Below are 10,046 nucleotides of genomic sequence, written 5' to 3' on the forward strand. Positions count from 1 at the left end.
TCAGAGCCAGCCGTTGTCCCGGGCGGTGCGGAACGCCTCCGCGCGGTTGGCCACGCGGAGCTTGCTGACCGCGGCGGAGAGGTGGTTGCGGACGGTGCCCGCCGACAGGTGGGTACGCCGCGCCACCTCCGCCACCGGCGTGTCGTACTCGGCCAGCCGCAGCACGTCCAGCTCGCGGGGCGTGAGCGGGCACTCCGGCGCGGTGAGGGCGTCCGCGGCCAGCGCCGGGTCGACGTACCGGCCGCCGGCGTGCACCCGGCGGATGACGTCGGCCAGCGTCCCGCCGGGCGCGCCCTTGGGCAGGAACCCCTTGGCCCCGGCGGCCAGCGCGCGTTGCAGGTGGGGCGGCCGGCCGTGCCCGGTCAGGATCACCACCTTGCAGGCGGGCAGGACGCGCGCCAGCTCCGCGGTCACCTCCAGCCCGTCCAGGGCCGGCATCTGGAGGTCCACCACGGCCACGTCCGGCCGGTGGGCGAGCGCGGCGGTCACCGCGGTCCGCCCGTCCGACGCCTCGGTCACGACCTCCAGGTCGGACTCCAGACCGAGCAGGGCGGCCAGCGCCGCCCGGATCAGGTCCTCGTCGTCGGCGAGCAGCACCCTGATCACGGGCGGGTCCGTACCGTCACGTCGAGGCGGAACACCCCGTCGTCTGTCCGGTGCCGCAGCGAGCCCCGCGCCTCGGCCATCCGCTCGGCCAGCCCGCGCAACCCGAAGCTGTGCCGGTCAGGCGACGCACCCTCGGCGCCGTCGTTCGTCATGGTCATCCGTACCTCGTCCTCGTCCTGGCTGATCTCGATGGTGCACCAGGTGGCCCGGCTGTGCCGCAGCACGTTGGTGCTGGCCTCCCGCAGCACCGCGACGAACTGCCGGGCGATCTCCGACGGTACGTCGTCCGGCGGCAACGCGACCGCGCAGCGGATGCCGGAGGAACGCAGCACCTGCTCCACCGCGGCGATCTGGTCCCCGAGGTCCACCGCACGGTACCCGTGTACCACCTCGCGCAGCTCGACCAGCGCCGACGCGGCCAGTCGCTGCACCTCGGCCGCCTCCGAGCTGGCCCGCCCGGCGTCCGTCGCCGCCAGCCGGGACGCCAGCTCCGCCTTGAGCGCGATGACCGAGAGGCTGTGCCCGAGCAGGTCGTGCACGTCGCGCGCGAAGCGCAGCCGCTCCTCGGTCGCGGCGAGCCGCCCCTGGGCGGCCCGCCCCCGCTGCGCCTCGACGAGCAGCCCCCACAGCCAGAGCTGGAGGGCGTTCCACGCGGCCATGGAGACGCCGGCGACCAGCACGATGGTGACCTGGCTGCGGACGGGAGCCCCATTCCAGGCCGCCACCCCGGCGGCCACCGCCACGGTCAGCAGCGCCGCCGGGCCGGCGGCCCACCAGCGCGACAGCATCGGTACCGAGCCGATCACCGACGCGCCGAGGAAACCCCAGGTCGCCCACTCCGGCGCCCCCACCGGCCCCACCAGGGGTACGGAGACCACGGCCGCCACGACGAACACGACGAGCAGGCGGCGCCGCACGGCCCCCGCCAGCCACGGGGTGATCGCACCGTAGAGCGCGCCGGCCTGCGCGACGACGAACAGGACGATGCCCACCGCCCCGGCTGCCGTCCACCCCGGATCGTCCTCCCGCGACAGCCCGGCGGCGGCCAGCAGCAGCGTCCCCAGGACCCCGCTGCCGACGGTGGTGAGGGTGACGACGCGGGCGCGGCGCAGGCCGAGATCCCGCTCGACCTGCGCCCGGTCCATGTTCACGTCCCCGTGGCCGGGTGACGCGATCGCTGCCCCGATCATCCGTGCCGGGGCTCCCACCGGAAGTACCGGCCCGCCAGGAACACCGACACCACCAGCCAAACCAGCAGCACCCCGAACGAGGGCAGCGTCTCGACGATGGTGCCGGCGAAACCCAGGGTCTGGCCCTCGTCGGTGCGGCCGAGCCAGCCGACGCGCATGACCTCGGTGAACGGACCGTTGGGCAGGAACCAGAGCGCCCGCTCCAACGACTCCGGCAACACGTCGAGCGGCAGCAGCGCACCCGGCGTGGCGAGGAAGATCACCACAGTCGGCATGGTGGTCAGCATGGCCGCCTCGGAGGTGCGGGTGATCGCGGAGAGCGCGGCCGAGAACGCCGCCATGATCGCGGACCCGAACAGCAGGGCCAACGCCATGACCAACGGGTTCCTGGGCAGCGGCAGGTCGAGCACCAGCAGGGCGTAGAGGGCCAGCAGGACGAACTGGACCAGGAAGATCACGACGGTGCTGGTAGCCGTGCCGATCAGGATCGTGCGGTCCGAGGGGAGCCCGGCACGCAGCCGCTTGAGCACCAACTCCTGGCGGCGCGCCGCGTACACGGTGGTCAGGTGGTGGTGCACCAGGAAGACCATGATCAGCGTGGTGACGCTAGCGACCCGGCGGACGCCGGGCACCGTCTGGCCGGCGTGCTCGCTGACCAGCAGCAGGGCGATCAGCAGCGGCGTCACGACGGACATCACGGTCGACGTCCAGTTGCGGCGCAACGCCAGCGACTCCATCTTCAGCATCGCGACCACCTGCCAGAACGGCTTCCGGCCACGGTCCCCGCGTGCGGCAGGGGCGGTGGTGGTGGGGTCCTGCGTCGTCATCGTCCCGCTCATCGGACGGCCTCCGGTTCCGCAAGCTGATCGGTCAGGTCATGGTCAGCGGCGATGTCCAGGAAGACATCCTCCAGGGTCGCGGGTCGGGCCGACAGAGCTGCCAGCCGGATGTCACCCGCGTTGGCCCACTCGAGCAGCCGGGTGAGATCGGCTTGGAGCTGGCGGGACTCGTAGACCACCCGGTCGCCGTCGACCAGGCGGGTGGCGTGCGGCAGGTCGGGCAGCACGTCCGTCCCGAGCAGCCGGAAGCTGATCCGGGCGGGCAGGGTGCGGACGACGTCCTCCGGAGCGCCGGTGGCGACGATGTTTCCGCCCCGCATGATCGCCACCCGGTCGGCGAGTACCTCGGCCTCCTCCAGGTAGTGCGTGGTGAGCAGGACCGTGGTCCCACCCTTCTGGAGCTCACGGACGACGTCCCAGGTGCGGCGCCGCGAGGCCGGATCCATCCCGGTGGTCGGCTCGTCGAGGAAGAGCACCTCAGGCCGGCCGAGCACGGCCAGCGCCAGCTCCAGCCGCCGGCCCTCGCCGCCGGAGAGCTGCTCGACGGCCACGTTCATCCGGTCGCCGAGGTCGACCAGGTCCAGCACCTCGGCGGTGCTCTGCGGCCGGACGGTGAGCGACCGCCAGATCTCCACCGTCTCGCGGACGGTGAGCGAACCCGTGAACCCGCCGTGCTGGAGCATCACCCCCGTGCGGGGGCGCACCGAGTTGCGGTCCCGGACCGGGTCCAGCCCGAGCACCCGGACCCGGCCGGAGGTGGCCGGTTGCAGCCCCTCCAGCACTTCGATGGTGGTGGTCTTGCCGGCACCGTTGGTGCCCAGCAGGGCGAACAGCTCGCCCCGGCGGATCCGCAGCGAGATGCCGCGCACCGCCTCGAACTCCCCGTAGCTGCGGCGCAGCCCGTCCACTTCGATCACGACGTCATCCATGCTCATCAGGCTGCCGTCGGTGGGCGACAGTTCCAACCCCCGTCGCGTCATGTTCCCACCGTGTCGTACGCATGCCCGACCCGTGTGTCCCCCACGTCCGGAGCAGGCGGGCCGCCCGGTAGCAGCGGACGCGCGAACGCGGACACGACGCCGAGCGGCCGGTGGCCCGGTGCTCCCCGGGGGCTCAACCGGCCGGGTGGGCGGCGAACGGCGGCACGTCCACCGGAAGTTCCGGCAGCACCCCGGCGAGCGCCTCGACCTTCGTCCACGTCATGGTCACCTGGTCGAGGTCCCCGTCCCCCAGCGGGACGCCCAGCTCGCCGAACGCCCGCGCCAGCCGCTCCCGCCGTACGGGGTCGACGCCGTCGGCCGGTGCCTCGGGCACGCAGACGGACGCGAGGTCCGTCACGACCTCCAGCTTCGGCTCCCGCTCGTGCCAGCCCGTACGCCGCTGGTAGACGTCGGCGACGGCGGCCAGCTCGAAGTCGCGGCCGGGCGCGGCGGCGAGTTGCAGCGACAGCGGCATCCCGTCGCCGTCGACGCCCATCGGCAGCGCCAGCGCGGGGAAGCCGACCGCGCTCCAGGCGCTGGGCAGGAAGGAGATCATCTGGAGGCTGGCCTGGTCGTCGTAGCGGGGGGCGCCGGACGGCCAGGCGGGCGTGGCGACGACGTCGACGTCGCGCAACCGCGCCCGCAGGGCGTCGGCGCCCCAGCCGCGCACCCGCTGGGCCCGCAGGTACGTCTCCGCCGGGAGCACGCCGCCGAGCGCGACGTTCCACCGGAAGGGTCGCCCGTAGTCGCTCCAGCGCGCCCGCAGCTGCGCCCCGTGCACCTCGAAAGCCTCCACCAGCATCGTCACGAGCTGCGCGGCGAAGAGCGGGAACGCCTCGTCGAACGGCACGTCGACGACCTGCGCCCCGGCGGCCCGCAGCTCGTCGAGCGCGGCGTCGAAGGCGGCGGCGGTGTCCTCGGTCAGCGCGGCGGCGTAGCGCACCAGGTCGCCCGGGACGCCGACGCGTACGCCCGCGAGGTCGGCCAGCGGCGGCCGGGACAGCTCCGCGGGCCGGTCCGCCATCACGGCGAGCAGCCGCGCGCACTCCCGGGCCGTACGCGCCAGCGGGCCCGTGGTCTCGACCGAGCGCGCCAGCGGGCGGACGCCCGTCGCCGGCAGGAGGCCCTGCGTCGGCTTCAGCCCGGTGACGCCGCACAGCGCGGCCGGGATCCGGATGCTGCCGTTGCTGTCGGTGCCGATGCCCGCGTCGAAGAACCCGGCGGGGATGCCGTTGGCGCTGCCGCAGCTCGACCCGCCGGTGAACCGGTGGGGGTCCCACGGGTTGCGGGGCACCGGGAAGGGCGCCTCCGGGTCCGGCCGGGACAGCGCGTGCTCGCCCATCGTGGTCTTGCCGACGATCAGCGCGCCCGCGGCGCGCAGCCGTGCCACCACGGTCGCGTCGCGGTCGGCCCACCAGTCCGCGTCGTGCACGACGCTCTGGCAGGTGCTCGGCGCGCCGGCCACGGCGACGACGTCCTTGACGCCGATCAGCGTGCCGCGCAGCGGCCCGTCCGCGCCTGCGTCGACGGTCGGGAATCGGTGCAGGAAGGTGCCGAGCATCGGCCCGAGCCGGTCGGCCCGCTCGGCTGCGGCGGCGACGTGGTCCATGTCAGCTCACCGCCGCGTGGCCCGGCCGGCCGGTCGCGACGACCCGCGGCGAGGGCCGGTCGCCGGCCAATTCCGATTCCGTGCCCATTCTTGTGTGCCGGAAGAAGTCGCTGTACGGAAAAACAAACGGCTCGGCCGTGACATCGTCACGGACCATGACGTCCGTCTTCGCGTCACCGTTCGACGAATGACGGCCACTGTTCCGCTTCTGGCGTGCCACGAACACCTCCCCGCACCGGCCACAAAAAAATGCGCGGCCCAGGACCACGACAACTCCGACGATGGCGGCGCGGCCGTCGCGGGGTAACCCCTACGGTCACCCCTCACCACCCCGGAATGAGGCGCCTCGGACGCCGATCCTCGCGGCGACGGCCCCGGAGTTCCTGGCTCCCCGCTCCGCGGCGCTGATAAATACTATTCGCATACCCGCACCGATCTAAATGGGGAAATCAATGAGCAACGCAATCGCGAACCTCGTGGCGACACCCACGGCCGGTGCGGTGGAACCACAGGCGATCGACGTTTCGGCCGTGCACAAGAGATACGGCGACGTGCGGGCCGTCAACGGCATCGACCTGCGGATCGCGCCCGGCGAGGTGGTGGCGCTGCTCGGGCCCAACGGCGCGGGCAAGTCCACGCTCGTCGACATGATCCTGGGGCTCACCCGCCCCGACCGCGGCGAGATCCGCGTCTTCGGGCACACCCCCCGGGAGGCCATCGCCCGGGGCGTCATCGGGGCGACGCTCCAGGACGGCGCGCTGCTCGACGACGTGTCGATCCGCGAGCTGCTCACGATGGTGGCATCGCTGCACGCCGCCCCGCTGCCGATCGCCGAGGTGCTGCGCCGCACCGACCTGACCGACATCGCCGACCGCCGCAGCCGGCTCTCCGGCGGTCAGCGCCAGCGGCTGCGGCTGGCGATGACTCTCGTGTCCGACCCGAAGCTGCTGGTCCTGGACGAGCCGACGGTGGCGATGGACGTCGAGTCGCGCCACGTGTTCTGGGCCGCCATGCGGGAGTTCACCGACTCCGGGCGCACCGTGGTGTTCGCCTCCCACTACCTGGAGGAGGCCGAGGAGTTCGCCGACCGGGTGGTGCTCGTACAGGCCGGGACGGTCATTGCCGACGGCACGGTCGCGGAGATCCGTTCCGTGGTGGCGGGCCGCTCGCTGGCGGCCACCGTCCCGGACGCGACGGTGGAGCAGCTGCGCCTGCTGCCCGGCGTGCTGAGCGCCGAGTCCCGCGGCCAGCGCTTCGAACTCGTCTGCTCCGACTCCGACGCCGCCGCCCGGGAGCTGTTCGCACGCCATCCCCGGGCGTACGACGTCGAGATCGGCGCCCTCGGCCTGGAACAGGCGTTCCTGGCCCTCACCTCCACGAAGGGCGGGGCCGCCTGATGAGCACGGGCTTCCTCAAGCTCGAAGTGAAGCGGGTGATCCGTGCCCGCAAGTTCTGGATCGTCGCGTTCCTGTTCCCGACGCTGCTCTACCTGATGCAGGCCAACCTGTTCCGCGGCGAGGTCGTCGAACGCACCGGCATCAACTTCAGCGAGCACCTGCTGGGCGGGCTCGCCGCCTTCGGCGCGCTCTTCGTGGCGTTGAACGTCGGCACCCGGGTGGCGATCGAGCGGTCGACGGGGTGGCAGCGCCAGTTGCGCATCACCCCGCTGTCGCCTACGTCGTACCTGACCGCGAAGCTGGCCGCCGCGATGGTGGTGGCGCTGCCGGCGATCACGGCGGTGGCGCTCACCGGCGCGCTGTTGCAGGGCGTCCGGCTGCCGCTGGGCGGCTGGCTCCAGCTGGTGCTCGGGGTCTGGGTCGGCACGCTGCCGTTCGCGCTGCTGGGCGTCTTCATCGGCCAGGTCGCCACGGCCGAGAGCGTGCAGGTCCTCACCTCCGTCTCGCACATGCTGCTCGGGGTGCTCGGCGGCGCGCTGTTCCCGTCGGTCGCGTTCCCCGAGTGGCTCCAGGCGGTGTCCGCCGTCATGCCGAGCCACTGGCTGGCCGTGGTCGGCCACAGCCCGTTCGAGGCCGACTCCCGCCTCGGGCTCGCGGCCCTGGTGCTCGCGGGCTGGACCGTCGTGCTCGGCGCCGCCGTGACCCTGCGGTACGTGCGCGACAGCGCCCGCGTCTGAGCCGGGAGCCGACGGACCTCCCACACCCCCACACGACGAACGTACGCACCGCTACGACGAGGGATTGCATCGTGAAGAAGAACTCCTGGCAGATACTGCGCAAGGGCGGACCGGGCGGCCTCACGCTCACCGTCGACTTCACCAGCACCGGCCGCACCCAGGCGTGTTTCCGCGACCTGGTCCCCCTGTTGAGCGCACCCGGCGAGATCTGGGAGACCGTGGCACCCGCCTCCGGCGCCGAGGACACCATGTCCGGCGCCGACTACGTCGAGCGGTGGGCGAAGGGCGTCCGCCGGCGTGAGCGCACCGTCGACACCGTGATCGGCTACTGCGTGGGCGCGGTCTTCGCCGCCGGCCTCGCGTCCCGGCTGGCCGAGAGCCAGGACGAGGCCCCCAGGCTGGTCCTGCTCGACCCGGAGCTGCCGAACATCGTCGGGCTCTACCGGGACTTCCACGCCGCCGCGGACGCGCTGCGCACCATCCTCTCCCCGGAGGAGATCGCCGCGTTCCACGCCGACGGCCAGGCGGTGCAGGAGAAGTACGGGCTGGACGACCTGACCCTCATCGGTCCCGCGCTCGCCGGGATCTTCCGCGACGCGATCGACGTGGCGGGCCGCAGGCTCGGGCTGGACGACGACGTCCGGGGCGAACTGGGCGGCAGCTTCGCCTCGTTCGTCGGGTACCTGCGGGCGGCGACGGAGATCGACCCTCTCCCGGTGTGGCAGACGGCGACGGCGATCACCTCCGCGCACTCCACCCAGCGGGGACAGGTCTTCGGGCGCACCATCGCGCTCGACGTCGACCACGACCAGATGCTGCGCCACCCCGACGTCGCCGCGGCGGTCTCCGGCCTGATGACCGGCGCGGACGCCGGCCTGCGGATCGCGGGGTAGCGCGGTGGCACCGGGCCCGGCGGGCGGCGAGCCCGCGCTCTTCACCGACCTGTTCGCGCAGCAGGTGCGGCGCACCCCGCACGCGACCGCCGTCGTGTGGGGCGAGCACCGCAGGACGTACGCCGAACTGGACGCCGAGGCGAACCGGCTCGCGCACCGGCTGGTGTCGCTCGGCGCGGGCCCGGACCGGCTCGTCGCGATCGGCATCCGCTCCGCGCATCTGGTGGTGGCCGCGCTGGCCACCCTCAAGGCCGGGGCGGCCTACCTGCCGCTGGACCTGAGCTACCCGCCGCAGCGACTGGAGCACATGCTCAGCGACGCGCGGCCCATGCTCCTGCTGACCACCGGCGACGACCAGCACGCGCTGCCGGCGTCCGACACGCCACGGGTCCTCCTCGACGATCCGGACGCGTACGCCGGCCAGCCGGACACCGACGTCACCGACACCGACCGGCTCACCCCGCTGCGGCCCGCCAACACCGCGTACGTCATCTACACCTCCGGCTCCACCGGCAGCCCCAAGGGCGTGGTGATCGAGCACCGCCAGCTCGGCACGTACCTGCGTCACGTGGTGGCGGCCTACCCGGGCGTACGCGGGCGGGCGCTGCTGCACTCCTCGTTCGCGTTCGACCTGACGGTCACCGCGTTCTACGCGCCGCTCATGACGGGCGGCTGCGTGCACGTCGGCGCCCTGGAGGAGATGGGCACGCCCGCCGCCGGACCCTCCGGGCAGGAGCGGCCCACGTTCGTCAAGGTGACGCCCTCGCACATCCCGCTGCTCACCGCGCTGCCCGCCGAGGCGTCCCCGAGCGGGGAACTGATGGCCGGCGGCGAGCTGCTGCTCGGCGAGACCGTCGACGCCTGGCGCCGCCGGCACCCCCGCGCACGGGTCGTCAACGAGTACGGTCCGACGGAGACGACCGTCGGGTGCAGCACCGTGGTCATCGAGCCCGACCAGCCGGTGCCGCCCGGACCGCTGCCCATCGGCCAGCCCATGCCCGACGTGCGCTTCCACGTGCTGGACGAGGAACTGCGCCCGGTCGCGCCCGGCGAGATCGGCGAGCTGCACATCGCGGGGACCCAGTTGGCCCGGGGCTACCTGGGCAGGCCGGCGCTGACCGCCGAGCGTTTCCTGCCGGACCCGTTCGGCCCGCCCGGCTCGCGCATGTACCGCTCCGGCGACCGGATCCGGCCCACCGAGGACGGCGAGTACGAGTTCTGCGGGCGGGTCGACAACCAGGCGAAGATCCGCGGCTACCGCATCGAGCTCGGGGAGATCGAGGCGGCGCTGCTGCGCCGTCCGGAGGTGCGGCACGCGGCGGCGGTGATCCGCACGGACGCCCCGGAGGTCAAGCAGCTCGTCGCGTACGTCGTGCCCGGGGAAGGCGCGAGGATCGACGCGCAGCAGCTGCGCAAGGACCTCGCCGAGACCCTGCCGGAGTACATGGTGCCGAGCGCCGTGGTGAGCCTCCCGGCGCTGCCGCTGACCGTGAACCGCAAGCTCGACACGGCGGCCCTGCCGGCGCCGGAGGTCTCGGCGACGCCGGGCGGGCGGGCGCCGGCCGACGAGTTGCAGGCGCTGCTGTGCGAGCTCTTCGCCACCTACACGGCCGTCTCCTCGATCGGCGTCGACGACGACTTCTTCGTCCGGGGCGGCACCAGCCTCGGCGCCGCCCAGCTGGTCAACGAGGCACGCCGGCGCGGGCTCACCCTGTCGCTGCGTGACGTGCTGGAAAACCGGACCGTGGCGCGTCTCGCCGAGGTCTGCGCCGACACCGACCGAGGGGACGAGTGA

10 protein-coding genes are annotated in these 10,046 nt (G+C 73.3%); 4 read left to right on the forward strand and 6 right to left on the reverse strand.

Annotated elements, in window-relative coordinates; translation table 11 throughout:
• The 6 genes from GA0070610_RS21305 to GA0070610_RS30610 all read right to left on the reverse strand — a co-directional run bounded on the left by GA0070610_RS21305 (position 1) and on the right by GA0070610_RS30610 (position 5,444).
• Positions 1 to 606: a response regulator transcription factor gene (locus GA0070610_RS21305; RefSeq protein WP_089001683.1), complete on the reverse strand. Its 606-nt coding sequence runs from the start codon at positions 604 to 606 to the stop codon at positions 1 to 3.
• Positions 603 to 1,796 (reverse strand): sensor histidine kinase, encoded by a 1,194-nt coding sequence (locus GA0070610_RS21310; protein WP_231925755.1) that lies wholly within the window; start codon positions 1,794 to 1,796, stop codon positions 603 to 605. The genes GA0070610_RS21305 and GA0070610_RS21310 overlap by 4 nt, the downstream gene beginning before the upstream one ends.
• Positions 1,793 to 2,623, reverse strand: coding sequence for an ABC transporter permease (locus GA0070610_RS21315; protein ID WP_089001684.1), 831 nt, complete (start codon positions 2,621 to 2,623; stop codon positions 1,793 to 1,795). Before GA0070610_RS21315 ends, GA0070610_RS21310 begins: the two co-directional genes overlap by 4 nt.
• A gap of 8 nt (positions 2,624 to 2,631) precedes the next feature.
• Entirely contained in the window at positions 2,632 to 3,615 is a 984-nt protein-coding gene (locus GA0070610_RS21320) for an ABC transporter ATP-binding protein (RefSeq protein ID WP_231925756.1), read from the reverse strand.
• A 133-nt stretch (positions 3,616 to 3,748) separates the two neighbouring features.
• On the reverse strand, positions 3,749 to 5,224 hold the full coding sequence (locus GA0070610_RS21325; RefSeq protein WP_089001685.1) for an amidase: 1,476 nt from the start codon (positions 5,222 to 5,224) through the stop codon (positions 3,749 to 3,751).
• Position 5,225: 1 nt separating this feature from the next.
• Entirely contained in the window at positions 5,226 to 5,444 is a 219-nt protein-coding gene (locus GA0070610_RS30610) for a hypothetical protein (protein ID WP_157747197.1), read from the reverse strand.
• A 232-nt stretch (positions 5,445 to 5,676) separates the two neighbouring features.
• Here GA0070610_RS30610 and GA0070610_RS21330 point away from each other — a divergent pair, with 232 nt between their 5' ends.
• The 4 genes from GA0070610_RS21330 to GA0070610_RS21345 all read left to right on the forward strand — a co-directional run bounded on the left by GA0070610_RS21330 (position 5,677) and on the right by GA0070610_RS21345 (position 10,046).
• Positions 5,677 to 6,621 (forward strand): ABC transporter ATP-binding protein, encoded by a 945-nt coding sequence (locus GA0070610_RS21330; protein ID WP_089001686.1) that lies wholly within the window; start codon positions 5,677 to 5,679, stop codon positions 6,619 to 6,621.
• Complete coding sequence (locus GA0070610_RS21335) at positions 6,621 to 7,358, forward strand: ABC transporter permease (RefSeq protein ID WP_089001687.1); 738 nt, start codon at positions 6,621 to 6,623, stop codon at positions 7,356 to 7,358. The genes GA0070610_RS21330 and GA0070610_RS21335 overlap by 1 nt, the downstream gene beginning before the upstream one ends.
• A 71-nt stretch (positions 7,359 to 7,429) precedes the next feature.
• Positions 7,430 to 8,251, forward strand: coding sequence for a hypothetical protein (locus GA0070610_RS21340; RefSeq protein WP_089001688.1), 822 nt, complete (start codon positions 7,430 to 7,432; stop codon positions 8,249 to 8,251).
• Between the two features lie 4 nt (positions 8,252 to 8,255).
• Positions 8,256 to 10,046 (forward strand): non-ribosomal peptide synthetase, encoded by a 1,791-nt coding sequence (locus GA0070610_RS21345; protein ID WP_089001689.1) that lies wholly within the window; start codon positions 8,256 to 8,258, stop codon positions 10,044 to 10,046.

It is taken from the genome of Micromonospora echinofusca, from assembly GCF_900091445.1.
Classification (GTDB): domain Bacteria; phylum Actinomycetota; class Actinomycetes; order Mycobacteriales; family Micromonosporaceae; genus Micromonospora; species Micromonospora echinofusca.